Source organism: Dietzia sp. 111N12-1 (assembly GCF_001658045.1).
Lineage (GTDB): Bacteria > Actinomycetota > Actinomycetes > Mycobacteriales > Mycobacteriaceae > Dietzia > Dietzia kunjamensis.
In genome coordinates, this window is sequence record NZ_LSSV01000001.1 from 250455 (window position 1) to 275401 (window position 24947).

Below are 24947 nucleotides of genomic sequence, written 5' to 3' on the forward strand. Positions count from 1 at the left end.
GTGGCGGATTCGGTCAGGCGCCGGTGGTGCTGCCCAGGTCGGCGCCGATTCCGGCGAGGACGCCGAGCAGATACCCGGGCGCGGCTGTCAGGGCAAAGGCGACGGTATCGATGAAGGACGAGCCCGTGAGGCCGAGGACGCTGCCCGTGACCTGCGTGCTCAGGGGACTGGTGGCGTCGAAGATCGAGCCGGTGAGGTCCATGTGGGACTCCTTGGTTGAGTGGTTCGTGCTGCTCCCCGTCTGGAGTGCGGCCGCGGCGGCCGAGGGGCCGTCGCTCGCCCGGCGAAACCGGGTCGGTGAAAAGTATCTCACCGCGTGGCGCGAGGCGCGCCAAGAGCAACCAAGCTGTGATATAAGCCAGGCGAACATCAGGTGCCCCCTGAACGTGAGGGTGCGAACGACAACTTCATGGGCAGCGCGTTGATGTGCGGTGGTGGCGAGGCAGGCCGCCTCAGCGCAGACCCGGCCGCGGCGCCGCGCGCGAGAACCGGCGGGCCCGCTGTCCTCGGATCGGCCACGGTGTTGACGGGCGGTCCAGTTCGCCGCTGCCAGGTCATGCTCCGCGATCCGCGGTCGCAACGGTTCCGATGTCGTCGCGCCGTCGTCGACCGCCACGGATGCGGTAGAACCGTGGGATGAGCGATACCAACAGCCAGCCCGTCTCCGCGCCCGACAAGGCCGACCGGCCGTTCGACATCGTGCTCTACGGTGCCACCGGGTTCACCGGGGGACTGGTGGCCGAGTACCTGTTGCGGCACATGCCCGAGGGTGGTTCCTGGGCGGTCGCGGGCCGGAACCGGACCAAGCTGGACGCGATCGTCGCCCGACTGGCCACCGAGATGCCCGACGTCCCCGCGCCCGGGGTCGTCGTCGCGGACACCGACGACGCGCGATCGCTGGCGGAGATGGCACGGTCCGCTCGCGTCATCATCACCACCGTCGGCCCGTACCTCGAGTACGGCGAGCCCCTGGTGGCCGCCTGCGCCGAGGCCGGAACCGACTACGTGGACCTGACCGGGGAGCCCGAGTTCGTCGACCGCATGTACCTCGAGTATCACGACGTGGCCGTGGCTTCCGGCGCACGGATCGTCCACGCCTGCGGTTTCGACTCGATCCCCCACGACCTGGGCGTGTTCTACACCATGAAGCAGGTGCCCGAGGGCGTGCCCGCGGTGGTGTACGGGGCCGTCCACGCGGACGCCCAGTTCTCCGGCGGAACCTTCCACTCGGCCATCGGCCAGTTCGCGCGCCTGCGGGACGCGGCGAAGACCGCCAAGCTCCGGCGACAGAAGGAGGGCAGGGTCTCCGGTCGGCGGATCAAGTCGGTCCAGGGCAAGCCGCACCGGGACAGCGTGCTGGGCCGGTGGCTCGTGCCGCTGCCGACCATCGACCCGCAGATCGTCCTGCGGTCGGCCGCAGCCCTTGAGAGCTACGGGCCGGACTTCACCTACTCGCACTACGCCTCGGTCGGCTCGCCCGTCACCGCCACGGCCGGCATGGTCGGTGTCGGCGCGCTCGCGCTCGGCTCGCAGGTCGGCCCCATCCGGTCGCAGATCCTCAAGCGGATCGACCGCGGGGCCGGGCCGAGCGAGTCCCGCCGGGCCCGGTCCTCGTTCGACGTCACGTTCGTCGCGCTCGCCGGCGGCCGTCGGATCGTCACCCGGGTCTCGGGGGGCGACCCCGGGTACACCGAGACGTCGATGATGCTCGCCGAGTCGGGTCTGAGTCTGGCGTTCGACGACCTGCCCGCGCTCTCGGGTCAGCTCACCACGGCCCAGGCCATGGGTGACGCCCTGCTGGACCGGGTCCAGCGCGGCGGCCTGACGTTCGAGGTCCTGTCGACGTAGGGCGGGCCCCGGGCGGCCCCGCACGAGGTGGGGCCGAAGGCGTCGATTCGCCACCCGGAGGGGGCCGACTAGACTCGGCCCCGTGACCTCTCACGTGGACTCCATCTCGCACGCCTCCGACACCCCCGAGCTGGCCCAGCCGTGGGCGGAACTCGGACTCAAGGAGGACGAGTACGCCCGCATCCGGGAGATCCTGGGGCGTCGCCCCACGGACGCCGAGCTGGCCATGTACTCCGTCATGTGGTCGGAGCACTGCTCCTACAAGTCGTCCAAGGTGCACCTGAAGTACTTCGGGGAGACCACCACCGACGAGATGCGCTCGTCCATGCTCGCCGGCATCGGTGAGAACGCCGGCGTCGTGGACATCGGCGGCGGCTGGGCCGTGACGTTCAAGGTGGAGTCGCACAACCACCCCTCGTACATCGAGCCCTACCAGGGCGCCGCGACCGGTGTCGGCGGGATCATCCGCGACATCATGGCGATGGGTGCGCGGCCGGTGGCCGTGATGGACCAGCTTCGCTTCGGCCCCGCCGACGCCGACGACACGCACCGCGTGCTCCCCGGCGTCGTGGCGGGCGTCGGCGGCTACGGCAACTGCCTGGGCCTGCCCAACATCGGTGGCGAGACCGTGTTCGACGAGTCCTACGCCGCCAACCCTCTGGTCAACGCCCTCGGCGCGGGCGTCATGCGCGTCGAGGACCTGCACCTGGCGTTCGCCTCCGGCACTGGCAACCGGATCATCCTGTTCGGTGCCCGCACCGGCCTCGACGGGATCGGTGGCGTGTCGGTGCTCGCCTCCGAGACCTTCGACGTGGATGAGCACGGCGCGCCGGTCAAACCCCGCAAGCTCCCGGCCGTCCAGGTGGGCGACCCGTTCATGGAGAAGGTCCTCATCGAGTGCTGCCTCGACCTGTACCGCGAGGAACTGGTCGTGGGCATCCAGGACCTCGGCGGAGCCGGCCTGGCGTGCGCCACCTCCGAGCTGGCGGCGGCCGGCGACGGCGGCATGCACATCGTGCTCGACAACGTCCCGCTGCGTGCGGAGGGCATGACCGCCGCGGAGATCCTCTCGAGTGAGTCGCAGGAGCGCATGTGCGCCGTGGTGACGCCGGAGAACGTCGAGGCCTTCATGGAGGTGTGCCGCCGCTGGGACGTGCTGGCCGCCGACATCGGCGAGGTCACCGACGGCGACCGGCTCACCATCGAGTTCCGCGGCGAGACCGTCGTGGACGCCCCGCCGGAGTCACTGGCCGACGAGGGACCGGTCTACGAGCGCCCCGTCGAGCGCCCCGCCGACCAGGACGCTCTGCAGGCCGACACCACCGCGAACCTGGCCCGCCCGGCCACCGGTGACGAGCTGCGTCAGACCCTTCTGGACATGATCTCCAGCCCGGCGCTGTGCTCGCGCAAGTTCATCACCGAGCAGTACGACCGGTACGTCCGCGGCAACACGATCCTCGCGGAAGCCGCCGACGGCGGTGTCCTGCGCATCGACGAGGAGACCGGTCGCGGCATCGCGCTGTCGACCGACGCCTCCGGTCGCTACACCAAGCTCGACCCGTACACCGGCGCCCGACTGGCCCTGGCGGAGGCCTTCCGCAACGTCGCCGTCACCGGCGCCACCCCGGTCGCGGTGACCAACTGCCTGAACTTCGGCTCCCCCGAGGACCCGGGCGTGATGTGGCAGTTCCGCGAGGCCGTCCACGGCCTGGCCGACGGGTGCGCCGAGCTCGGCATCCCCGTCACCGGCGGCAACGTCTCGTTCTACAACCAGACCGGCTCCACGCCGATTCTGCCGACGCCCGTCGTGGGCGTGCTCGGGGTGATCGACGACGTCGCCCGCCGCACGCCCACCGCGTTCGGTGACACCCCCGGCGAGAGCATCTACCTCCTCGGCGAGACCCGGGACGAGCTCGACGGGTCCATCTGGGCCCAGGTCGCCCACGACCACCTCGGCGGCCTGCCCCCGACGGTGGACCTGGCGTGGGAGGCCACCCTGGCCCGCATCATGGCGACCAGCTCCAAGGACGGCCTCATCACCGGCGCCCACGACCTGTCCGAGGGCGGCCTCGCGCAGGCTCTCGTGGAGTCGGCGCTGGCGGGCGAGTGCGGCATCCGCGTCGTGCTGCCCGAGGGCGCCGACCCGTTCGTGTGGCTGTTCTCCGAGTCCTCCGGACGCGTGATCGTCTCCGTGCCGCGGGGCGAGGAGATCCGCTTCCAGCAGATGCTCACCGCGCAGCACATCCCGCACGCGCGGGTCGGCGTGACCGACCCCGACTCGGGCACGTTCGAGGTGCAGGGCCAGTTCACCCTCACCACCGACGAGTTGCGCGCCGCCCACGAGGGGACGCTGCCGGCTCTGTTCGGCGTCGACCCCGTCTGAGTCGTCGGGGAGGACGGCCGGACCGGGGACAGGCGGGCGGATGCGCGACCTGCGCGGGCGTGAGCGGGTCCTCGCGGTGGTGCTCGCCGCCACCGCGGGGTTCGTCGACGCCGTCGGCTTCCTCGTGGTGGGCGGCTACTTCGTGTCCTTCATGAGCGGGAACTCCACCCGCATGGTCGTCGACCTCTCTGGCGGTGACCTCGCAGGTGCCGCCATCGCCGCCGTCGTGCTGGTCTCGTTCTTCCTGGGGGCGGTCGGGGGCGCGGTGGTGACCCGACGCCGCAACCTCGACGACCGACCGGCGGTCCTGTCCCTCGTGGCGTTCCTACTCCTGCTCTCGCTCGTCCTGCACTGGGTCACCACGGCCACGGTGCTCGGGGCGCCGGTGTCGGTCGCGGCAGCGGCGGCATCGATGGGGGCCATGAACTCCGTCTTCCACTCCGGTGGCGAGGTCTCGCTCGGCGTGACGTACATGACGGGCGCGGTGGTGAAGTCGGCCCACCGCCTGGTCGACGCGCTGGCCGGGGGATCGTGGGCCCCGTACCGCCAGCAGGTGGCCCTGTGGTCCGCGCTCGTCCTCGGTGGTGTCGCCGGCGCACTGCTGCACGTGGCCATGGGCGCCACCGCGCTCGCGCTGGCCGCGGCGGTCGTGATCGGCGCGGCGGTCGTGACCGTCCTGCTGCGCGCCCGGGACTACCGCACCCCCTGACGGCCCGTCAGGGCCCCGGGCCTACGGCAGCCCTCGTCGTCGTGCCCCCAGGTAGGCCTCCCGCGCGGCGAGGCCACGGACCACCTCGTCGAGCATCGGACGTACGAACCGTTCCTTGTGCGCTGCGTCGGAGGCCGCCGCGGCGGCCAGGTTGAGCGCGGAGAACGTCGCCAGCATCAGCGACACGCGCACGAGGGTGACGCTGACCGGGAGTCCGAACAGCAGCCCGCCCGGCTCGTCGGGAGGACGCAGCGTCCACCGGGTCTCGGTGATCTCGGGGACGGCGATCCACCCGAGGGTCACGAAGAACAGGAACACGAGCGTGGCGAACAACGCCGCCTGGATCAGGGTCGCCAGCACGGGCACCAGCACCAGGTTCACCCGCTCGCCCGGACGCAGCGGGTGGTCCGGCGCGCGCCCGCCCAGGTCCTGGATGATGTCGTCGCGGGTGGAGATGCCCACCAGCAGCACGGTGAGCACCACCATGACGCCCAACACGGCGAACGTCCGCGGCCAGGACAGTTCCACCATGACCTGCCAGATCTCCACGCTGAAGAACAGGAACAGCACCGCCAGCATGAGGATCGGCAGCACCCTCGCCACCATCGGCCCCATGGTTGCCAGTTCCCGCCGCACGCGCCGCGCCGACCAGCGCACCAGCGAGCCCAGCCCCGTGTAGGTGCCCACCAGGACGCCCACCGCGAGCAGGACGGTGGTGCGGTACGAGGGGCCGTCGTGGGGGTCGAACACGACGTGGGGGACGACGACGAGGGCGATCAGTGCCCCGAGACCGATCGCCGAGCCGGCCACCGGGCGCGCGCGACGGGCCGCCGTCGACACCAGCCATCCCACGAGTGGGGCGGCGACCCAGAGCGCGACCGCGAGTAGGAGCAGTTCGAAGATCGGCTCCGGGGCGTCGAGCAGATCCGGCTCCGCCCCCGGCCCGGCCCGCTCGAGCAGCGCGATCATGTAGTCGTTCGACCGGTCCACGGCGGCGATCCCGGTGGCGGCCACCGCGAGCCCGGCACCGACGCCGGCGGAGCGGGGGAGCACCTCGCGGCGCCGCGTGGCCGGGGCGATCACGAGCGGCAACCCCAGGGCGCGCAGGTGGTCCTCGTGGGCGGTCAGACTGCTCGCGGGGGTGGGGTCGGGCGTGGGCACGCGCATATTCTCGCAGTGATCGGGCTCCGCACGGGACGGACCGGCGGCTATCGTCGATCCATGTCCACCAGCGAGCGCACGACGCCCGTCGCGGGCGGCGGCGCCGACCCGGCGGCTCCGGCCGTGACGGGAGTCCCCGTCGAGCCCGGCCGCCCGACCGAACCGCCCGTCTACGTCAGCCCGCCGACCAAGGTCCGCGACGACACGGTGCGGCCACCCCTGCCGGGCCTCGCGGTGGACACCGTGTTCTTCTCGGTCGCCACCCTGTCGGCGGGCTGGCTGGGCTGGCGGTTGCTGAGCGACGTCTGGCACCACACCTGGTGGCATCTGTTCCTGCTGATCCCGTTCTGGGCGCTGGTCGCCTACCTGGTGCTGCCGCGCCTGCAGACGCTCGTCACGTCGGTGTACGTGCCCGGGTACTTCATCGCCCGCACCCGCACCTCCGACGGTCTGCTGGGGGATCCGGTCAACCTCGCCGTCGACGGCACGGCCCGCCAGATCCACGAGGCGATGACCGCCTGCGGCTGGGTGCTGGCCGACGACATCACGGTCCGCTCCTCGTGGGGGATCATCATGTCCTCGGTCCTGCGTCGGTCCTACCCGTCGGCGCCGGTCAGTCCGTTGCGGCTCTTCGGTCGCCGGCAGTGCCTGGCGTATCAGCAGGAGGTCGAGGGCAACGCCGCGCAGCGCCACCACGTGCGCTTCTGGCGGTGCCCGGACGGGTGGCTGCTGCCCGGCGGGCACCGCGTGCAGTGGCTCGGCGCCGGCACCTACGACCGCGCGGTGGGCCTGTCGCTGTTCACCCTCCAGGTGACCCACAAGATCGACGCGGACATCGACGTCGAGCGCGACTACATCGTCGACTCCATCCGGTACCACGTCCCCGGTGTGGGGGTCCGGGTGCTGGAGAACTTCTCGACCGGCTACCACTCCCGCAACGGTGGCGGTGACGCCATCCGCACCGACGGGGACCTGCCCGTGCTGGACCTGCGCAGCGTGCCGGTGCCCGAGGCGTCGGTGGCCGACCTGCCGCCGGGCGTGGTGCGCGCGGCCCGCGGGTTCGACGACCCGGTCGCCGAGGGCGGCGTCGCCTCGGGGGATCCGGACCGCCCGGCCGACGACGTCGCGCCCGACCCCGGCCACCTGCCGCGGCCGGCGGCGCTCACCGCGGGGTGCGCACTCGTCGCCGTCAGCGTCCTCGTGTTGACCGTGCTGGCGTTGCGCGACCTGCTGGGCGGGACGGACCTGGAGGAGTTCGCGGGGCTCGAGCAGTCCGAGGTGGTGCCCGCGGTCGTGGCGCTCGCGCTGTTCATCGGCGCGACCTACGGCGCGATGGGGGTTCTGGCACTGCTCACCTACCTGGGGTACGCCCGGCCGCGCGTGTGGTTGCTGACACTGACCGTGGTGAGCACCGTCTCCACCGAGTACGGGCGCGTGTCCACCGATGCCGAGCAGGACACCTTCCTCGGCGGGTACCCCGTCCTGGCGGTCAACGTCCTCATCATGTTGTTGCTCACGAGCCTGGCCGCGCGGACGTGGAGTCGGCGCACCGCCCAGGACCGTCGCGACCGCCGTCGGGGCGTGCGCACCGGCGCGCGGGGACTGCCGGTCGCCGCGGACCCGGTCCTCGTGGCGGCGGGGGATCCGACGTGAGCCGCGTCCCCGACGCCGCGGCGGTGCGCGCGGCCGTCGAGGCGGTGACACCGTGGCTCGACGACGACGACGAGGCGGCCGCCAGACCTGGTCGGTCCGCGTTGGCGGCGGCGGTCCGCGGCACCGTGGAGATCCTCGCGGCGGAGCTGCCGGGACGGTCGGTCGAGGTCCGGGTGCCGCCGTTCGCCGCGGCGCAGTGCGTGGAGGGGCCCCGGCACACCCGCGGCAGCCCCCCGAACGTCGTCGAGACGGACCCCCGCACCTGGCTGGAGTTGGCGACGGGCCGGCTCGACTGGGACTCGGCGATCTCCGAGGGCCGGGTGCGCGCCTCGGGGACCCGGGCGGCGGCGGTCGCCGCGGGGCTGCCGGTCGTCCGGCCGGGGTGAGGGGCCCGACCGGGTGCGGGGCTCAGCCGGGGGGTGGGGCTCGGTCGGGTGCCTCGTGACGGGGCGGGCGCGGACGCCCGGCGGAGGGGGGCTGCGCGCCGGACTTTGGGGCCGCGGGGGTCGGTGACCGTAGACTTGCAGGCGCACCGCCGGGGTCCGTCCGGGCGGACCGCCCCGAAAGTCGCGAGGGAGCACCAGCAGGTGGAGAGTACGTCGTCACGACCGGCACCGTCCGGGTCACTCCGCCGTCCCGGTGGCAGCTCCGCCGTCGGGCTCGGGCTGCCCGATCCGTCCGCCCCCGGCCCCGCAGGCCTGCCCGTCGACGCCGAGCGCATCGGCCCGGTCGAGGAATGCGGCGTCTTCGGCGTGTGGGCCCCCGGCGAGGACGTCGCCAAGCTCACCTACTACGGCCTGTACGCACTCCAGCACCGTGGCCAGGAGGCCGCCGGGATCGCCGTGGCGGACGGTGAGCAGGTCCTGGTCTACAAGGATCTCGGCCTGGTCAGTCAGGTCTTCGACGAGCAGACCCTCGAGTCGATGCACGGTCACGTGGCGATCGGCCACTGCCGCTACTCCACCACCGGCGCGGCGAGCTGGGACAACGCCCAGCCGATGTTCAGGCCGATCATCGACGGCGGTTCCGTCGTCCTCGGCCACAACGGCAACCTCGTCAACACGCAGGAACTCAAACGGCACGCGACGGCCCTGGGGATCGGCGGGTACTCGGAGGAGAGCACCCACTCGGACTCCGACATCGTCTCGACCCTGCTGGCCCACGAAGCGCGCGACGGGGGACTCGAGGAGGCCGCGGCCCGTCTGCTGCCCCGGCTCCGCGGCGCCTACTGTCTCACCTTCTCCGACGAGAACACGCTCTACGCGGCCCGCGACCCGCACGGTGTCCGCCCGCTGGCGCTCGGCCGCCTCGAGCGTGGCTGGGTCGTCTCGTCCGAGACGTCGGCCCTGGACATCGTCGGCGCCTCGTTCGTCCGCGACATCGAGCCCGGCGAACTCATCGCGATCGACGCCGACGGCGTGCGGTCCCGCAAGCTCTCGCCCCCGACCCCCAAGACGTGCGTGTTCGAGTACGTCTACCTCGCCCGTCCCGACTCGGTGATCAACCAGCGCCTGGTCAACTCCGCGAGGGTCGAGATCGGGCGCCGCCTGGCCCGCGAGCATCCCGCCGAGGGTGACCTGGTGATCCCGGTCCCCGAGTCCGGCACCCCGGCCGCCGTCGGTTACGCGCAGGAGTCCGGGATCCCGTTCGCGCAGGGGCTGACGAAGAACGCCTACGTGGGCCGTACGTTCATCCAACCCAGCCAGACCATCAGGCAACTGGGGATCCGACTCAAGCTCAACCCGCTGCGTGAGGTGATCCGCGGGCAGCGGCTCGTGGTGGTGGACGACTCGATCGTTCGGGGCAACACCCAGCGCGCCCTGGTCCGCATGTTGTACGAGGCCGGAGCCCGTGAGGTGCACGTCCGGATCGCCTCGCCGCCGGTGCGCTGGCCGTGCTTCTACGGGATCGACTTCGCGAGCCCCGCCGAACTCATCGCCAACGGCGTCGACGCCTCGGACGGGATGCTCGAGGGGGTGCGCCGCGCCATCGGCGCGGACAGCCTCGGATACGTCTCCGTCGAGGGGATGATCGAGGCCAGCGGCCAACGCGGCGACGAACTGTGCGCAGCGTGCTTCGACGGGCACTATCCCATCGAGCTTCCCGACGACTCGCCCATGAGCGCGGCCGTGCGCGCGCTGGCAGCCGAGGTCGACGGCCTCGAGGCCGATCGCTTCCCGGTCCGCAGTGACATCGCGGACCCCGTCCGCCGACCCTGAACGGGCGCCCGACCAGGGGCGCCGACGAGGAGAGACCACATGACCGACAACTCACACCCCCCGACCGGCGCCTCGTATGCCGCCGCGGGCGTCGACATCGACGCCGGCGAGCGCGCGGTGGAGCTGTTCGCCCCCCATGCCAAGCGGGCGACCCGGCCGGAGGTGATGGGAGGCCTCGGTGGATTCGCCGGCCTGTTCTCGCTGAAGAACACCTACCGGCAACCGCTCCTCGCGTCGTCCACGGACGGCGTCGGGACCAAGATCGCCGTCGCGCAGGCGATGGACGTCCACAACACGGTCGGTATCGATCTCGTCGCCATGGTCGTCGACGACCTCGTGGTGTGCGGTGCCGAGCCGCTGTTCCTGCAGGACTACATCGCCATCGGCAAGGTCGTCCCCGAGCACGTCGCGGACATCGTCGAGGGGATCGCGGAGGGCTGCGTCCGGGCCGGGTGCGCGCTGCTGGGCGGGGAGACGGCCGAGCACCCCGGGCTCATGGCCCCGGGGGAGTACGACATCTCCGCCACCGGTGTGGGGATCGTCGAGGCCGACGAGATCCTCCAGGCCGAGAAGGTCCGCCCCGGCGACGTGATCATCGGCATGGCCTCCTCGGGGCTGCACTCCAACGGGTACTCGTTGGCCCGGCACGTCCTCCTCGAGCTCGCCCGACTCCCGCTCGAGGGGCACGTCGAGGAGTTCGGACGGACGCTGGGTGAGGAGCTGCTCGAGCCGACGCGTATCTATGCGCTCGACTGCCTGAGCCTCATCGCGGAGACCGACGTCCGGGTCTTCAGCCACGTCACCGGCGGCGGGCTCGCCGAGAACCTCGCCCGGGTGATGCCCCGCGGCCTGGTCGCGCGCCTCGACCGGGGGCGCTGGCCCGTTCCCGCCGTCTTCGGCACCATCGCCCACCACGGCCGCGTCGAGCAGGCCGAGATGGAGCGCACGTTCAACATGGGGGTCGGGATGGTCGCCGTCCTGCCCGAGGAGGACGTGGACCGGGCCCAGGCCGTCCTCACCGCACGCCACGTCGAGAACTGGGTGATCGGGCGCGTGGAGAAGGCCGGCGAGGACGCCGACGCCCCCCGCGTGACACTCGAGGGTTCACACGCCCGGTTCTGACCGCTCGCAGACGACAGCGACCCGGCCGGGGCAGTTCCGGCCGGGTCGCTGTGTCGTCGTGAGGTGTCCCGGCCAGTGTGACACGCGTGAGCCGGGCATCCTCGGGGATGCCCGGCCCACGTGGGTCTACCGGGAACGGGGGATGATCAGTACCTGGTGTCGCCGTCGGACCATGACCCGTAGGGGTCATCGTCCTCATCGGTGCTGAGCCGCGTCGGCGACCCTCCACCCGACAACTCCTGCTGGAGACGTTCTAGGTCCGTCTGCGGAGTGTTGTACTTGAGTTCGCGAGCGACCTTGGTCTGCTTCGCCTTCGCGCGGCCTCGGCCCATTGACCTGACCCCCTCGGAAACGGTGCTGGGCCACCTCGGGGGTGCCCATTGCAAGTGTGAGTATCTGCCTGTCCACAGGATAGCGTGCCCGGCGCGGAATGTCCGCCCGGGTGTCGAGGGAGTCGTCTCCGGCAGTGACCCGCGGGGGTGATCCGACCCCCGCGGGGGTGTCAGGCCTGGCCGCGGAGTCGGCGGATGGCCTCTCGTCCGGCCTGGGTCCCGGTGTCCTCCGGGGCGCTGTCCGGGTCGACGGCGGCGACGACCCCGTCGATCTCGAGGGCGGCGTCGACGGCCACGGACCGCTTGAGCAGGGCGAGGGCCACCGGTCCGTCCTCGTGGTGCTGGACCACGGTCCCGACGCGTCCGACGGGGCGGCCGGCGGCGCGGACCTCGGCGCCCGGCACGGGCAGTTCGTCGCTGGCGGATCCATCCAGCTGGAGTCGGACCAGGACCCGGGGCGACCGTCCGAGGTTGTGGACCCTGGAGACGGTCTCCTGGCCGCGGTAGCACCCCTTGTCCAGGTGCACGGCGCCGCGCTGCGCCACATCGCCGATCCAGGTGGGGAGCTCGTGGGGGATGGTCTTCTCGTCGGTGTCCACCCCGAGGCGGCCGCGTGGCGGGGTCGTCCCCGCCGCCCGTAGGGCCTCGAACGCCCACGAACCCGCCGGACGCGCTCCCGCGGCGACCGCCGCGTCGAACCACGCGCTCAGTCCGGAGCGCGGGACCAGCAGGTCGATCGATCCGGTCAGGGGCCAGGGCATCCGCCGGGCCACACCGCCGCCCGGCAGCGGGATGCCGGCGTAGTCCCCGACCGGCAGGGTCACCTCGGTGCCGTCCGGGGCCTCGAGGGTGGCGGGGAGGGCGGCGCCGGTGAGGGTGAGGACGGCGAGGTCCGCGGTCTCCGGTGTCGCGTCGGCCCAGAACACCATCTTGGTGAGGAACTGCAGCAGGTCCGCTCCCCGGCCGGGTTCGGTGTCCACGACGAGCGTGCCGGCGACGTCGGCGAGGACCGCGTGGTGTTCCACCCGCCCGTTCGCGTCCAGCACCAGCGTCTCGGCGCCGCCACCGTCCGGGATCTCGGACACGTGCTGGGAGACGAAGCCCTCCAGCCAGGTCAGCCGCTCGCCGCCACCGATGGTCAGGACGTCCCGGTGGGAGCGGTCGACGACCACCGGCGCGGAGTCGGCCGCGCGCTGCTCCCCGAACGGGTCGCCGTAGTGGTACGGCACCCCGACGTCGGGGGAGGTGTCGGCCTGGTTCACTGCTCCGGGGCGGTTCAGGATCGGGCTGCGGTAGCCGCTGTCGGTCCGCTCGGGCACAACTGGGTCGGTCACGATCGCGAGTCTACGTACCCCGCCGTAGTGTTGGGCGGCATGGGCGCAGCAGCGGAAACGGGTACCGACCGGACTGACGACGCACGGGTGGTCGTCCTCGTCGCGGGCGGTCCGGAGGGGCCGCGTCCCCGGGTCCACCCGTCCGATCAGCCACTGTTGTTGGCCGACGACCTGGCCGCCGTCCGTGGCGACGGTTGCTTCGAGACACTCCTCGTCGTCGGTGGCCGCCCCGCCAAGCCGGAACGTCACCTGGCGCGACTCGCCAGATCAGCGGCCTCGCTGGGGCTGACCGGGCCGTCCCCGGAGCAGTGGCTGGCGGGCATCGACCTGGCCGCGCGCCGGTGGGGGCCGGACTCGGAGGCGATGCTGCGGTTGGTGCTGTCCCGCGGGCCCGAGCGCGGCGGGCGGGAGACGGCCTACATCACCGTCGCGCCCGTGAGCGGGGTGGCCCTGCGGGCACGGGCCGACGGAATCGCGGTGACGGCCCTCGGTCGGGGGTATGCGTCGGACGTCGCCGCGTCCGCCCCGTGGCTGCTGCTCGGATCCAAGACGCTGTCGTATGCGGCCAACATGGCGGCGCTGCGGCACGCCGCCGCGGCCGGGTTCGACGACGTGATCTACCTGTCCTCCGACGGCGAGGTGCTGGAGGGCCCCCGTTCCACCGTGGTGATCGCCCGCGGCGGTGAGCTGGTGAGCCCTCCGGCGGAGGTGGGGATCCTCGAGGGCACCACCCTGGCGGCCATGGCGGAGATCGCCGGGGCCGAGGGTGTGCGCGTGCGGCGGGAGCGGCTGCTGCTGACCGACCTGTTGGCCGCGGACGCGGTGTGGCTGTTGTCCTCGGTGACCCTGTGTGCGCGGGTCCGCAGGGTCGACGATGTGACGCTGTCGACCGGGGACCCCGGGATCGATGTCGTCGGCATGGTCGACCGCGCGGTCGGCCGCGGGTGACGGGCCCCGCCACCCGGGCGGGGAACCGCTAGCCGGCTATCCGACGCAGTCGCGCGGACATGTGGGGCACCAGGCCCCGCTCCGGGTGGACGCGCTCCTCGACCCAGCCCAGGTCGCCACCCTCGACGATCCCGTAGATGCGCTTGGCGCCGCCACGCTTGGGTCCGGTGGGGGACGCGAGGACCACGTCGGTGGTCATCTCCCAGGCCGACTGGCTGATCGGTGCGCCGTAGTACATCTCGATCACGCCGGACGCGTGGGCCACGAGGAACTCGAGCTGGTCATCCGCGGAGATCCGCCAGAATCCCGTCTCCCGGTAGGCCGCATCGTCCACGGCGCCACCGGCGTCGAAGGTCCAGGCGCGGGAGGTCCAGGTCAGATAGTTCTCGCCGTCGTGGGCGACGATGAGTTGTTGGCCGAACCGGTGCTGGCCGCGGTCCTCGGTGTCGGCCTCGCCCTCACCCTCCCAGACGCCCACGAGGGGCAGCAGGGCCAGCAGGCCCGGGTGCAGGTCGGGGCCGAACCGCAGGTTGGCGGTGTCCTCGGGGACCGGGAGCTCGGAGAACGGGGCGATGTTGCGGCGGGCGGTCTGCTCCGATTGCTCCGCCGCCGCGTCGACGGCCGCGTTTCCGGACCCGCGCACGACCGAACCGCCGCCTCCCCCGGGAGGGGTGGGCGGCGTGGGGTCACCGGTGTTCGGCTGGTCGCGTTCCGTCACGACTCGTCGGTGACCGTGCGGTACACGATGTAGCAGGTGGCCCACAGGATGGCCAGCGTGCAGAGGACCAGGAGGATCTCGAAGAAGAGCACCATGGCCCAATCCTAACCCCGAGCCTCTCAGCCGAGTGAGACGCGGGCCTCGATCGAGTGGATGAGGCAGTCCTCGGGGGGCACGACGAAGTCCTCGCTGACCCGCGCGGTGGCGCCCACGACGGTCGCCAGGGTGAAGTCCGCGTGCACGACGCCCTCGCGCCCCGGGGGGTCGACGGTGATGACAATGTCGCGGACCTCGCGGATCACCGAGTACTGCAGGTGCAGGTGGAGGTCCCACCGGAGCTGGTCCGCCCCGAACCCGGTCTTCAGGCCGTTCTCGCGACGGACACAGTCCTTCGCGAACGGCACACGGAACGCCGCGGCCGGGACCGTGAGCGCGGTGAGGTACATCCGAACGGCTGCCTCCCGCTCCTCGGGGGAGTAGGGGCCGGGGTGATCGGGCACGGCCGGGGTCGCCCCACGGCGTTGATCGATTCCCACGAGGACGGTGGAAGCGACCGCGGCGCCGACGGCGACGACGGAGGCTCGCCCGGCCATACCGAGCGCACGCGACAGGAGAGACATGGGATCGAGATTAGCCAGTCCCGCCGGCCGCCGGGGTGAACACACGGCTCACCGCTCGACGGGGACCCCGATCAGGGAGCCGTACTCCACCCAGCTGCCGTCGTAGTTGACGACGTTCGGTTGATCGAGGAGCTCGTGGAGGACGAACCAGGTGTGGCTGGACCGCTCGCCGATCCGGCAGTACGTGACGACGCGCTGCCCGGGGGTGCCGAGAAGATCGGCGTAGATCTCACGGAGCTCGGCGTCGGGCCGGAACGTACCGTCGCGGGTGACCGCCCGGTTCCACGGAATGCTCACCGCGCCGGGGATGTGCCCGCGCTGTCGGCCGCCCTCCTGGGGCAGGCCGGCCGGGGCGGCGAGTCGGCCGGTGAACTCGTCGACCGATCGCACGTCGACGAGCGCGTCACTGCCGAGGCCCGAGAGCACGTCCTCGCGGAACGCCCGGATCGACAAGTCCTGGGGCTCGGCGACGTACTCGGTCGCCGGCCGCTGCGGCAGCTCGGTCTCCAGTGGCAGGCCGTCCCGCTCCCAGCGCATACGGCCCCCGTCGAGGAGGCGGACGTCGGGGTGCCCGTACAGCCGGAGGTACCAGTAGGCGTAGGCGGCGAACCAGTTGTGGTTACCGCCGTAGACCACCACGGTGTGCTCGCGGGTGATGCCCCGAACGGACAGGAGTTCGCCGAACCGCTCACGGTCGACGAGATCGCGCGTGTACTCCTGCTGGAGTTCGGTTCGCCAGTTCAGCGCGACGGCACCGGGGATGTGCCCGTCGGAGTGGTAGGCCGTCACGTCCTCGTCGACCTCGAGGAAGACCACCGAGTCGTCGGCCAGGCGCGAGGAGGCCCAGCGGGTGCTGACCAGTACGTCGTCGCGACTCATGAGCCCGAGTCTAGAGGTCCGTCCGTGCGAGGCCGTCGAGCGGCGCGGTGCCGGGCCCGCCGTCACCGGCGGCGGTGATGGTGCCGCCCGTGATGCTGAGGGTCTCGACCGCCACGCCCAGCGGGAGGACGTCCGGTTCCAACGTCAGTGCCGTACGGCGCAGGGCGAGCTCGCCGTCGCCGTCGGGGAACCCCGCCGGCCCGGTCGCGGGCGCCACGGGGACGAGCCGTGCGCCGAGGTCGTCGACGACGAGGTCGACGAACGCCGAGACGCGGACGTCGGATCCCTCGAGTGTCCCGGTGACCCGGGCCCGGGTCTCGGTACCCCCGGCGAGGCTCGGGTCGTCGGCCGCGCCGACCAGCACGTCCCGCATCCCCAGGGCCGGGCCGAGCGAGGCCCCGGTGATCTGTACCGAGACCGTCACCTCCCCGGCGGTCAGCGGACCGGTCGGGTCCTCCGGCACGGAGACGTCGGTGGCCACGGCCTCCACCGCGACCGGCCCGAGCCCGGGCCGGTCGACCCCTTCGACCCGGATCGTCGCCGAGACGAGGGTGTCCGGGCCGGACCACCGCGACCCCGGCGCGCCGCCGATCGTCACCGAGGGGGGCCCGGCACCAGTGTTCCCCGGGTCGATCCGACCGGACAGGTCGGCCTCGATCCGTGAGGCGGACACCGTCTCCACGGTGAAGGCGCTGCCGGCCACGACGGCCACGGCGACAGCCGCGATGACGACGGGGCGGGGGAGTCTCATGGCATTCAGGTGTACTCCAATCCCCGTTTCGGGGGTGCGGGTCGCTAGTATCGTCTCGGCCCCCGGACGGAGAGGAAGCGACATGGACGTAGTGCTCCTCGCCGCTGAAGCAGACCCGGAGGCGGTCATCCCCGCGCTGCCTCTCCTCCCGCACTCGGTGCGTGTACTCCCGCCGCTGGCGTCCTCGCTGGGGGATCTCTCCGGTGCGGCACTCGCCCTGGTCGACGCGCGGAGTGATCTCGCGGCGTCGCGGGCACTGTGCAGGCTGCTGTCCGGTGGCGGGGACCTCGCCGTCATCGCCGTCGTCTCCGAGGGGGGACTGATCGCCGTCAGCGGAGACTGGGGCCTCGACGACATCCTCCTGCCGACCACCGGGCCGGCGGAGGTGGACGCCCGGTTCCGCCTCGCCGCCGCGCGGCACTCGTCCCAGGGCGAGGCGGACGGTGGCCTCCTCACGGTCGGCGAGCTGGTCATCGACGAGGAGACCTACGTCGCCCGCGTCAAGGGGCGCCCCCTGGATCTGACCTACAAGGAGTTCGAGCTCCTCAAGCACCTGTGCCAGCATCCCGGCCGGGTCTTCTCCCGCGCGCAGCTGCTCCAGGAGGTGTGGGGTTACGACTTCTTCGGTGGAACCCGGACCGTCGACGTCCACGTCCGGCGACTGCGCGCCAAGCTCGGTCCCGATCACGAGTCGCTGATCGGCACCGTCCGTAACGTCGGGTACAAAGCGGTCCGGCCGTCGGATCGCAGGGAGGACGGAGGCGACGCATGACAGTCACCGAACGCGCACCGGACGCCGGTGCCGCCGACCGCATCGAGGCGATGGCACGGCAGGCGGGATCGGTCGACGGGGTCGCACCCCTCGGTGAGCAACCCCTCCGGGCCCTCCGCGGGCCGGCCGGCGGGGCGCGTCACTTCCTCGCGACCGACCCCGATGAGCCCGGTGCCGCCGCGGGCGGGGGTTCCGCTGACCCCGCGATCGTCGGCTACGCCCAGCTCGTCGGCGCCGGGGACGAGGCCTCGGCGGAACTGGTCGTGGACCCCTCGCACCGGCGCCGGGGGCACGGGAGCGCCCTCGTCCGCACGGTCCTCGAAGCCGAGCCCGGCGCCGCGATGTGGGCGCACGGTGACATGCCGTCCGCGCGGGCCCTGGCAGAGGGCCTCGGGCTGGCGCGGACACGCGAACTGCTGAAGATGCGCCGGCGCGCCGCCGGCGGGCCCGCGCTTCCGGATCCGCACCCGCCCGGGGGGATCGAGACCGGAACCCTCGCCGAGGCCGCGTCGGAGGGCGGGTCGCGGTGGCCGGGGATGGACACCCGGGAGGAGTTCCTCCGCGTGAACAACGCCGCGTTCTCGTGGCATCCGGAACAGGGGGGCTGGACGCGAGAGCAGCTCGACGACCGGCTCGGCGTCGACTGGGTGGATCCCGGCGCGGTCTTCCTCGCCGTGGATGCCGCGGGCGAGACGCCGCGGCTGGCCGGGTTCCACTGGACGAAGACCGTCGCCGAGCCCGGGAAGCCGGTCGAGGGCGAGGTCTACGTGGTCGCCGTGGACCCGTCTGACCAGGGCAGGGGCCTGGGCGGTCTGCTCACCGCCGTCGGGGTCGAGCACCTCGAGGGCCGGGCCGGGGCGGAATCGGTCGTCCTCTACGTGGAGGGCGACAACCTCCCGGCCATCCGCACCTACGAGAGGCTCGGTTTCGCCGTCGAGCACCGAGACGTGACGTACGCCTCACGCTGAATTCCGCGGCGGTCCGGAGACGAGATCTCAGGATCACCCCAGGTGGGGTACCGCGGGGGGGAGGGACGGCTGTCCGGGTGAACAGCCCATGACCAGGGAGTTCATCTCGGGTTCACCTACGTCCTCGGCGTTGTTCACGTCCGCACCCTAGGTTCTCTCCACGTCGGATCGGCGTGTCCCGGTCCGGCCCTGCGACCCAGTCGCCGACAACGTGACCCGGTGGAGGTCTCCACCGGATGAACCAAGGAGATTTTGTGGACCTCAAGCGCACCGGTGCCCTGCTCGGGCTGGCCGCCCTGACGACGGCCGGACTGGCCGCCTGCTCCGACGACAACGCGGGGACCAACGACACCGCCCAGAACGTCGCGGGCGTCGAGTGCGAGGGGAAGCCCAACCTCAATGCCTCGGGATCCTCGGCGCAGAACAACGCCATGACGATCTTCGCCAACTCCTACGCCACGAGTTGTGAGGGACAGACCATCGACTACAACTCCAACGGCTCCGGCGCCGGCGTGAAGGAGTTCATCGGTGGACAGACCGACTTCGGCGGTTCCGACTCGGCGCTGAAGGAGGACGAGTACCCCCAGGCCGAGCAGCGCTGTGAGAGCCCCGCGTGGAACCTTCCGGCGGTCTTCGGTCCGATCGCGGTGGCCTACAACCTCGACGGGGTCGAGCTCAGCCTGTCGGGCTCCACCATCGCCCAGATCTTCAACGGCGAGATCACCACGTGGAACGACCCGGCCATCGCCGCGGAGAACGAGGGAGTGGAGCTCCCCGAGCAGGACATCACCGTGATCTTCCGCTCCGACGAGTCGGGTACGACCGACAACTTCCAGAAGTACCTCGTGGCCGCGTCCGACGGCGCGTGGACCCAGGAGGCCGGCAAGACGTTCAACGGCGGCGTCGGCGAGGGCGCCAAGGGCAACGAGGGCGTCTCGGCCGCGATCGGCCAGACCCCGGGGACCATCACCTACACCGAGTGGTCCTACGCCAAGAACCAGGGCCTGTCGATGGCCAAGGTCATCACGCCGGCGGACGCCGAGGGCGTGGAGCTCAACGCCGAGACCGCGGGCACGACCATCGACTCCGCCAAGCTGCAGAACGAGGGGACCAACGACCTGGTGATCGACACCTCGTCCTTCTACGTCCCGGAGGCCGCGGGGGCCTACCCGATCCTCATGCCGACCTACGAGATCGTCTGCTCCGAGTACCCCGACGCCGAGACCGCTGCTGCGGTCAAGGCCTTCCTGAACGTCGCCGTCTCCGAGTCCGTGCAGGGTGAGCTCGAGGGCGAGGGTTACATTCCGGTTCCCGACGCCTTCCGTGGCAAGCTGACTGACGCGATCGACGCGATCAAGTGATAGCCCGGTCGCTGTCCCCGTCCGCGGACGGGGACAGCGACCGACCTCATACAGACCCCCGGAAGACTGAAGGTCCCATGACTGTGCACGACTCCGTCGAACGAGACGTCGACAAGACCGCCGGCCGCCGCGGTGAATGGTCGGAGGACGACCACCCGGGGGCCGGGGGCCGGGGAGACGGCCCACGGGGCCTGCTCACCAACGGGTCGTCCCGGAATATCGACTCCGTCTTCCGGTCGGTCACGGTCGCGGCGGGCGCGATCATCGTCGGGCTCATCGCGCTGATCGGCATCGTGCTGGTCCTCCAGGCGGTGCCCTCCATCCTCCAGGACCAGGTCAACTTCTTCACCAGTTCCGAGTGGAACACGACCGATCCCGACAACCTGAGGTTCGGCATCCTCGACCTGTTGAAGGTCACGGTCCTGAGCTCGGTCTTCGCACTGCTGCTCGCGGTGCCCGTCGCGATCGGGATCGCGACGTTCCTCGTCCAGTACGCGCCACCCCGGATCTCCCGGGCGCTGTCGGCGATGATCGACCTGCTGGCGGCCGTCCCGTCGATCGTGTACGGGATGTGGGGACTCATCGTCCTCGGCCCGTGGATCACCCCCTTCGCCACCTGGCTCAACGAGAACCTGGGGTGGTTCTTCCTCTTCGCCGACGGGAACGTCTCGATCGCCGGAGGCGGGACCATCTTCACCGCGGGCATCGTGCTCGCGATCATGATCCTCCCGATCATCACCTCGATGTCCCGCGAGACGATCCGTCAGACCCCGTCGTTGCACCAGGAGGCCGCTCTGGCACTCGGCGCGACGAAGTGGGAGAAGATCCGGATGACGTGCTTCCCCTACGCCAAATCGGGCATGATCGCCGGGTCGATGCTCGCCCTCGGCAGAGCGCTCGGTGAGACGGTGGCGGTGCTCATCATCCTCCGTGCCTCGAGCTCGGCCAGCGGCCTCTCCCTGTTCGACGGGGGCTTCACGTTCGCGTCCAAGATCGCTTCCGGGTCCGCGGAGTTCAACAACCCGATGTCGACCGGGGCCTACATCGCCGCCGGGCTCGTGCTCTTCCTCCTCACGTTCATCGTCAATCTCATCGCGCGCTCGGTGTCCGGTGGAAAGGTCAACGGCTGATGTCCCAGGTAACCCCCGACCTCGCACGACCGGCCAAGCCGTCCGAGACCTTCCTCCCCGTCTCCGGTGGGCGGAAGGCGAAGAACTCCGTGGCGACGGTCGTGTTCACCCTGTCGTTCATCGTCGCGGTGATCCCGTTGATCGCGCTGCTCTACAAGGTGGTCTCCGCGGGGGCCGAGGCGATCATCAACCCGAACTGGTGGACGAACTCGCTCTTCCTGGTATCGCCGTCGTCGCTCGCCGGCGGCGTCGGTCACGCCATCTACGGCAGCCTCGTCCAGGCGCTCATCGCGGCCGTCATCTCGATCCCACTGGGTATCGCCGCCGGCATCATGCTCGTGGAGTATCCCGACTCCACGCTGGCGCGACCCACCACCCTCATGGTCGACGTCCTCGCCGGCGTCCCCTCGGTGGTCGCGGCGATCTTCATCTTCGGCATCTGGATCACGATGCTGCAGTTCGAATTGAGCGCCTTCGCTGTGGGACTCGCGTTGGTCCTGCTCATGATCCCGCTGATCGTCCGCTCCACCGAGGAGATGCTCAAGCTCGTCCCGGATGAGTTGCGTGAAGCCTCGTACGCGTTGGGGGTGCCCAAGTGGAAGACCATCACCAGCGTGGTCATCCCCACCGCGCTGTCGGGGATGATCTCGGGCATCTTCCTGGCGCTCGCCCGGGTGATGGGGGAGACCGCGCCCGTGCTGATCCTGGTGGGGTACACCGCGAGCTACAACTACGACCTCTTCCAGGGCAACATGGCCTCGCTGCCACTGCTGATCTACAACCAGCTGTCCAACCCCAACGACGCCGGTCAGTACCGCATCTGGGGCGCGGCCCTCACGCTCATCCTCATCATCGCGCTCGCGAACGTTCTCGCGGCGTTCGCTTCCAAGGCGCTCGCGCCGAAGACCAAGTAAGGACACATCGGTTCAGATGGCAAAGCGACTCGACCTCGAGAACGTCGATATCTTCTACGGTGACTTCCACGCGGTGAAGGACGTCGACCTCCACGTCCCGCCCCGGTCCGTGACCGCGTTCATCGGCCCTTCCGGATGTGGCAAGTCCACCGTCCTGCGCTCCCTCAACCGGATGCACGAGGAGATCGCCGGGGCCTACGTCAAGGGCTCCATCAAGCTCGACGGTGTGGACATCTACGACAAGAAGATCGACCCCGTCGCCGTCCGGCGGACCATCGGGATGGTCTTCCAGCGCCCCAACCCGTTCCCCACGATGTCGATCAAGGAGAACGTGGTCGCGGGGCTCAGGCTCCAGGGCGTCAAGAACAAGAAGACCCTCGACGAGGTCGCCGAGAAGTCGCTGCGCGGTGCGAATCTCTGGAACGAGGTGAAGGACCGCCTCGACAAGCCCGGTGGTGGGCTCTCCGGCGGCCAGCAGCAGCGTCTGTGCATCGCCCGCGCGATCGCCATCGAGCCGCAGGTACTCCTGATGGATGAACCCTGTTCCGCGCTCGACCCGATCTCGACACTGGCCGTGGAGGACCTCATCGCCGAGCTCAAGAACGAGTTCACGATCGTGATCGTCACCCACAACATGCAGCAGGCCGCCCGCGTGTCCGATCAGACCGCGTTCTTCTCCCTCGAGGCCACCGGCATGCCGGGTCAACTGGTCGAGGTCAACTCCACGGAGAAGATCTTCTCCAACCCGGACAACAAGCAGACCGAGGACTACGTGTCCGGCCGTTTCGGCTGACCCGTCCCGGCGCTCACACGGACGTCACTGCCCCGGTACAGGCCTCGAGGCCGGCACCGGGGCAGTGACGTTCCCCCACGTCAGGTCGCGGTGTGTCAAGAGTCCCCGGCGGTGCCGTCCCGGCCCGTGGCCTCGTGGCGGGCGATGCGCTCCTTGAAGGTCCGGTCCGTCTCGTTGAACTGGCGCACCAGTTCCTCGCTGGAGGGGGACGGGCGCTCGGGGTCGTCCTCGGGGACGGTGGCGTACTCGCCGGTCGCCAGGAAGATCACGCGCTGGGCGACCTCTACGGCGTGGTCGGCGAAGCGCTCGTAGTACCTGCCCAGGAGGGTGACGTCGACCGCGCAGGCGACGCCCCACTTCCACTCCCGGACGGTGAGCAGGGTGAACAGATGGCGCCGGAGGTCGTCGACGGCATCATCCTGCCGTGCCAGCGTGGCCGCCTGCTCGGCATCACGGTTGAGGAGGACCTCGGTGGCGGAGCGCCCCAGTGAGACCGCCACCCGGCCCATCTCGGCGAGGTAGCCGTTGACGGGCTCCGGCAGGACCGGCTCGGGATGGCGACGGCGGACGATCTTGGCGACGTGTCCGGCGAGGGTGCCCATCCGGACGAGGTCCTGCACGAGCTGGATCGACGTGACCACCTGTCGCAGGTCCCGCGCGACGGGCGCCTGGAGGGCGAGCAGGGCGAAACCCCGCTCCTCGTTCTCGGTCGCCAGCCTGGACATCTCCGTCGCGGACTCCAGGACCTTCTCCGCGGCGACGAGGTCGACCTGGAGCAGGGCGTGGGTCGCCAGCTCCATGTCATCGGTCGCGAGGGAGCACATCCGGGCCATGGACGTGGCCAGGCCCGCGAGTTCTTCGGAGTAGACAAGACGCATGTTGCCAGAATACGCGCATGTCAGGGCGGTCACCGCCGGTGCGGTGAACGACCGGTGAACATTCGTCCGCGGTGGGCTCAGCCGCCCGAGTTCTCGGCGTCCGCGCCCTCGAGCGCGGTGGCGTCGTCTTCCGGGTCATCGAGCCAGCCCTCGGGCAGCAGCACCTTGGAGGGGGAGCCCTGACGCCCCCGCGGTCCGTACCCGTCGGCAGGGAAGGGCTCGTCGGCGGGAAGGTCCGCGAGCAGCTCGGCCAGGTCGTCCAGGGTGCGGACGGCGGACAGGCCGACCCGCTTCTCCGATCCGGCCGGGAAGCCCCGGAGGTACCACGCGACGTGCTTGCGGATGTCGCGCATCCCCTTGTCCTCGCCGTGGTGCTGCGCGAGGAGTTCGCCGTGGCGGTACATGATGCGCGCGACCTCGCCCAGCGCGGGCGGGGTCGGCGCCTCGCGACCGTCCAACCGTGCGGCCAGTTCGGAGAAGAGCCACGGACGGCCGAGGCAACCGCGGCCGATCACCACGCCCGCGCAGCCGGTCTGTTCACGCATCCGCACGGCGTCCTCGGCGGAGAAGATGTCGCCGTTCCCCAGCACCGGCACATCCGAGACCGCCCCGACGTGCTCGACGAGCCGGGAGATCTGCGACCAGTCCGCCTCCCCGGAGTACCGCTGGGCGGCCGTCCGCGCGTGGAGCGCGACGGCCTGCGCGCCCTCCTCGACGGCGATGCGGCCGGCGTCGAGATGGGTGTGGTGGGCGTCGTCGATGCCGACGCGCATCTTCACCGTCACCGGGATGTCGGTGCCCTCGGTGGCGCGGACCGCCGCGGCGACGATCGAGCGGAACAACCGGCGCTTGTAGGGGATGGCGGACCCGCCACCGCGTCTGGTGACCTTGGGCACGGGGCACCCGAAGTTGATGTCGATGTGATCGGCCAGGTCCTCGTCGACGATCATCTTGGCGGCCGCGTAGGTGTACTCGGCGTCGACCGTGTACAGCTGCAGACTGCGCGGCGACTCGTCCGGGGCGAAGGTGGCCATGTGCAGCGTCCCGGGCTGGCGTTCCACCAGGGCGCGGGCGGTGACCATCTCGCAGACGTACAGGCCGGACACCGAGCCCTGCTGGTCACGCTCGATCTCGCGGCAGAGCGTGCGGAACGCGACGTTGGTGACCCCGGCCATCGGCGCCAGGACGACGGGGGACGCGAGCTCCAGGGGGCCGATGCGCAGTGCGGGGGCCGCGGCGGCGGTGGGTGCGGACATGACCCCGATTCTCCCAGCGGGGCGCGAGCAGGTCCAATGGGCCCGCGCGCCGGGCGGTACATGGTGCCCCCAGTCGGGCTCGAACCGACGACCTGCGGATTAAAAGTCCGTAGCTCTACCAACTGAGCTATAGGGGCGACGGTCACGATACCGTCCTCGTGTGCGGTTGGTTTATCCGCCCGGTGGGCGGTGCCCTAC

General features: G+C 71.1%; 24 protein-coding genes and 1 tRNA gene. 14 read left to right on the forward strand and 11 right to left on the reverse strand.

Annotated features, from left to right (window positions below):
• Positions 1-13: 13 nt before the first annotated feature.
• A complete protein-coding gene (locus AYO52_RS01210; RefSeq protein ID WP_067711984.1) occupies positions 14-202 on the reverse strand; it encodes a hypothetical protein in 189 nt (62 codons plus the stop codon).
• Positions 203-636: 434 nt separating this feature from the next.
• Here AYO52_RS01210 and AYO52_RS01215 point away from each other — a divergent pair, with 434 nt between their 5' ends.
• The 3 genes from AYO52_RS01215 (at position 637) to AYO52_RS01225 (ending at position 4940) form a co-directional block, all read left to right on the forward strand.
• A complete protein-coding gene (locus tag AYO52_RS01215; protein WP_067711986.1) occupies positions 637-1848 on the forward strand; it encodes a trans-acting enoyl reductase family protein in 1212 nt (403 codons plus the stop codon).
• Between the two features lie 82 nt (positions 1849-1930).
• Positions 1931-4231: a phosphoribosylformylglycinamidine synthase subunit PurL gene (gene purL, locus AYO52_RS01220; protein WP_067711989.1), complete on the forward strand. Its 2301-nt coding sequence runs from the start codon at positions 1931-1933 to the stop codon at positions 4229-4231.
• Positions 4232-4271: 40 nt separating this feature from the next.
• Entirely contained in the window at positions 4272-4940 is a 669-nt protein-coding gene (locus AYO52_RS01225) for a YoaK family protein (RefSeq protein WP_067711992.1), read from the forward strand.
• A 21-nt stretch (positions 4941-4961) separates the two neighbouring features.
• Here AYO52_RS01225 and AYO52_RS01230 read toward each other — a convergent pair whose 3' ends face one another.
• Complete coding sequence (locus AYO52_RS01230) at positions 4962-6107, reverse strand: hypothetical protein (protein WP_253701713.1); 1146 nt, start codon at positions 6105-6107, stop codon at positions 4962-4964.
• Between the two features lie 54 nt (positions 6108-6161).
• On the opposite strand from AYO52_RS01230, the gene AYO52_RS01235 reads away from it, so the two are divergent.
• The 4 genes from AYO52_RS01235 (at position 6162) to purM (ending at position 11095) form a co-directional block, all read left to right on the forward strand.
• A complete protein-coding gene (locus tag AYO52_RS01235) occupies positions 6162-7754 on the forward strand; it encodes an LssY C-terminal domain-containing protein (protein ID WP_082923665.1) in 1593 nt (530 codons plus the stop codon).
• Positions 7751-8140: a sterol carrier family protein gene (locus AYO52_RS01240; RefSeq protein WP_067711998.1), complete on the forward strand. Its 390-nt coding sequence runs from the start codon at positions 7751-7753 to the stop codon at positions 8138-8140. Before AYO52_RS01235 ends, AYO52_RS01240 begins: the two co-directional genes overlap by 4 nt.
• 201 nt (positions 8141-8341) lie before the next feature.
• On the forward strand, positions 8342-9973 hold the full coding sequence (gene purF, locus AYO52_RS01245) for an amidophosphoribosyltransferase (protein ID WP_067712001.1): 1632 nt from the start codon (positions 8342-8344) through the stop codon (positions 9971-9973).
• A gap of 39 nt (positions 9974-10012) precedes the next feature.
• Positions 10013-11095: a phosphoribosylformylglycinamidine cyclo-ligase gene (gene purM, locus AYO52_RS01250; protein ID WP_067712004.1), complete on the forward strand. Its 1083-nt coding sequence runs from the start codon at positions 10013-10015 to the stop codon at positions 11093-11095.
• Between the two features lie 146 nt (positions 11096-11241).
• On the opposite strand, the gene AYO52_RS01255 is transcribed toward purM, so the two are convergent.
• Together AYO52_RS01255 and AYO52_RS01260 are read right to left on the reverse strand one after the other, a co-directional pair.
• Positions 11242-11427, reverse strand: a complete 186-nt coding sequence (locus tag AYO52_RS01255; RefSeq protein ID WP_067712007.1) for a DUF3073 domain-containing protein — start codon at positions 11425-11427, stop codon at positions 11242-11244.
• Between the two features lie 170 nt (positions 11428-11597).
• Positions 11598-12761, reverse strand: coding sequence for a folate-binding protein YgfZ (locus tag AYO52_RS01260; RefSeq protein ID WP_082923666.1), 1164 nt, complete (start codon positions 12759-12761; stop codon positions 11598-11600).
• A gap of 39 nt (positions 12762-12800) precedes the next feature.
• Here AYO52_RS01260 and AYO52_RS01265 point away from each other — a divergent pair, with 39 nt between their 5' ends.
• Positions 12801-13709, forward strand: coding sequence for an aminodeoxychorismate lyase (locus AYO52_RS01265; protein ID WP_067712155.1), 909 nt, complete (start codon positions 12801-12803; stop codon positions 13707-13709).
• 28 nt (positions 13710-13737) lie between these two features.
• On the opposite strand, the gene AYO52_RS01270 is transcribed toward AYO52_RS01265, so the two are convergent.
• The 4 genes from AYO52_RS01270 to AYO52_RS01285 form a co-directional block, all read right to left on the reverse strand.
• Entirely contained in the window at positions 13738-14427 is a 690-nt protein-coding gene (locus AYO52_RS01270; RefSeq protein ID WP_082923667.1) for an FABP family protein, read from the reverse strand.
• 119 nt (positions 14428-14546) lie between these two features.
• Positions 14547-15047 carry a hypothetical protein gene (locus AYO52_RS01275; protein ID WP_067712013.1) on the reverse strand — a complete coding sequence of 167 codons (501 nt, stop codon included), beginning with the start codon at positions 15045-15047 and terminating at the stop codon, positions 14547-14549.
• 48 nt (positions 15048-15095) lie between these two features.
• Positions 15096-15926: a sulfurtransferase gene (locus tag AYO52_RS01280; protein ID WP_067712016.1), complete on the reverse strand. Its 831-nt coding sequence runs from the start codon at positions 15924-15926 to the stop codon at positions 15096-15098.
• 10 nt (positions 15927-15936) lie between these two features.
• Complete coding sequence (locus tag AYO52_RS01285; RefSeq protein WP_067712018.1) at positions 15937-16677, reverse strand: DUF2993 domain-containing protein; 741 nt, start codon at positions 16675-16677, stop codon at positions 15937-15939.
• A gap of 82 nt (positions 16678-16759) precedes the next feature.
• On the opposite strand from AYO52_RS01285, the gene AYO52_RS01290 reads away from it, so the two are divergent.
• The 6 genes from AYO52_RS01290 (at position 16760) to pstB (ending at position 22615) form a co-directional block, all read left to right on the forward strand.
• On the forward strand, positions 16760-17449 hold the full coding sequence (locus AYO52_RS01290) for a response regulator transcription factor (protein WP_067712021.1): 690 nt from the start codon (positions 16760-16762) through the stop codon (positions 17447-17449).
• On the forward strand, positions 17446-18417 hold the full coding sequence (gene mshD, locus AYO52_RS01295; protein ID WP_067712022.1) for a mycothiol synthase: 972 nt from the start codon (positions 17446-17448) through the stop codon (positions 18415-18417). The genes AYO52_RS01290 and mshD overlap by 4 nt, the downstream gene beginning before the upstream one ends.
• 254 nt (positions 18418-18671) lie before the next feature.
• On the forward strand, positions 18672-19778 hold the full coding sequence (gene pstS / locus AYO52_RS01300; protein WP_096905966.1) for a phosphate ABC transporter substrate-binding protein PstS: 1107 nt from the start codon (positions 18672-18674) through the stop codon (positions 19776-19778).
• Between the two features lie 77 nt (positions 19779-19855).
• Positions 19856-20908 carry a phosphate ABC transporter permease subunit PstC gene (gene pstC, locus AYO52_RS01305; protein ID WP_082923668.1) on the forward strand — a complete coding sequence of 351 codons (1053 nt, stop codon included), beginning with the start codon at positions 19856-19858 and terminating at the stop codon, positions 20906-20908.
• A complete protein-coding gene (gene pstA / locus AYO52_RS01310; protein ID WP_067712026.1) occupies positions 20908-21822 on the forward strand; it encodes a phosphate ABC transporter permease PstA in 915 nt (304 codons plus the stop codon). The genes pstC and pstA overlap by 1 nt, the downstream gene beginning before the upstream one ends.
• Positions 21823-21838: 16 nt before the next feature.
• On the forward strand, positions 21839-22615 hold the full coding sequence (pstB, locus tag AYO52_RS01315) for a phosphate ABC transporter ATP-binding protein PstB (protein ID WP_067712029.1): 777 nt from the start codon (positions 21839-21841) through the stop codon (positions 22613-22615).
• Between the two features lie 95 nt (positions 22616-22710).
• Here the strand turns inward: pstB and phoU are convergent, their stop codons facing one another.
• From phoU to AYO52_RS01330, 3 genes are all read right to left on the reverse strand, one after another.
• Entirely contained in the window at positions 22711-23493 is a 783-nt protein-coding gene (phoU, locus tag AYO52_RS01320) for a phosphate signaling complex protein PhoU (RefSeq protein ID WP_067712032.1), read from the reverse strand.
• Between the two features lie 77 nt (positions 23494-23570).
• The gene (gene dusB, locus AYO52_RS01325; RefSeq protein WP_067712036.1) at positions 23571-24749 is read right to left on the reverse strand and encodes a tRNA dihydrouridine synthase DusB; all 1179 of its coding nucleotides are present in this window, start codon (positions 24747-24749) and stop codon (positions 23571-23573) included.
• A gap of 61 nt (positions 24750-24810) precedes the next feature.
• Positions 24811-24886, reverse strand: a tRNA-Lys gene (locus AYO52_RS01330).
• Between the last annotated feature and the right edge of the window lie 61 nt (positions 24887-24947).

Excerpts from the sequence above, each read along its gene's own strand:
- AYO52_RS01210 (WP_067711984.1), bottom strand. The coding sequence starts at position 202 with ATGGACCTCACCGGCTCGATCTTCGACGCCACCAGTCCCCTGAGCACG.
- AYO52_RS01215 (WP_067711986.1), top strand. The coding sequence starts at position 637 with ATGAGCGATACCAACAGCCAGCCCGTCTCCGCGCCCGACAAGGCCGAC.
- AYO52_RS01225 (WP_067711992.1), top strand. The coding sequence starts at position 4,272 with ATGCGCGACCTGCGCGGGCGTGAGCGGGTCCTCGCGGTGGTGCTCGCC.
- AYO52_RS01230 (WP_253701713.1), bottom strand. The coding sequence starts at position 6,107 with ATGCGCGTGCCCACGCCCGACCCCACCCCCGCGAGCAGTCTGACCGCC.
- AYO52_RS01235 (WP_082923665.1), top strand. The coding sequence starts at position 6,162 with ATGTCCACCAGCGAGCGCACGACGCCCGTCGCGGGCGGCGGCGCCGAC.
- purM (WP_067712004.1), top strand. The coding sequence starts at position 10,013 with ATGACCGACAACTCACACCCCCCGACCGGCGCCTCGTATGCCGCCGCG.
- AYO52_RS01255 (WP_067712007.1), bottom strand. The coding sequence starts at position 11,427 with ATGGGCCGAGGCCGCGCGAAGGCGAAGCAGACCAAGGTCGCTCGCGAA.
- AYO52_RS01265 (WP_067712155.1), top strand. The coding sequence starts at position 12,801 with ATGGGCGCAGCAGCGGAAACGGGTACCGACCGGACTGACGACGCACGG.
- AYO52_RS01275 (WP_067712013.1), bottom strand. The coding sequence starts at position 15,047 with ATGTCTCTCCTGTCGCGTGCGCTCGGTATGGCCGGGCGAGCCTCCGTC.
- AYO52_RS01280 (WP_067712016.1), bottom strand. The coding sequence starts at position 15,926 with ATGAGTCGCGACGACGTACTGGTCAGCACCCGCTGGGCCTCCTCGCGC.
- AYO52_RS01285 (WP_067712018.1), bottom strand. The coding sequence starts at position 16,677 with ATGAGACTCCCCCGCCCCGTCGTCATCGCGGCTGTCGCCGTGGCCGTC.
- AYO52_RS01290 (WP_067712021.1), top strand. The coding sequence starts at position 16,760 with ATGGACGTAGTGCTCCTCGCCGCTGAAGCAGACCCGGAGGCGGTCATC.
- mshD (WP_067712022.1), top strand. The coding sequence starts at position 17,446 with ATGACAGTCACCGAACGCGCACCGGACGCCGGTGCCGCCGACCGCATC.
- pstC (WP_082923668.1), top strand. The coding sequence starts at position 19,856 with ATGACTGTGCACGACTCCGTCGAACGAGACGTCGACAAGACCGCCGGC.
- pstA (WP_067712026.1), top strand. The coding sequence starts at position 20,908 with ATGTCCCAGGTAACCCCCGACCTCGCACGACCGGCCAAGCCGTCCGAG.
- pstB (WP_067712029.1), top strand. The coding sequence starts at position 21,839 with ATGGCAAAGCGACTCGACCTCGAGAACGTCGATATCTTCTACGGTGAC.
- phoU (WP_067712032.1), bottom strand. The coding sequence starts at position 23,493 with ATGCGTCTTGTCTACTCCGAAGAACTCGCGGGCCTGGCCACGTCCATG.
- dusB (WP_067712036.1), bottom strand. The coding sequence starts at position 24,749 with ATGTCCGCACCCACCGCCGCCGCGGCCCCCGCACTGCGCATCGGCCCC.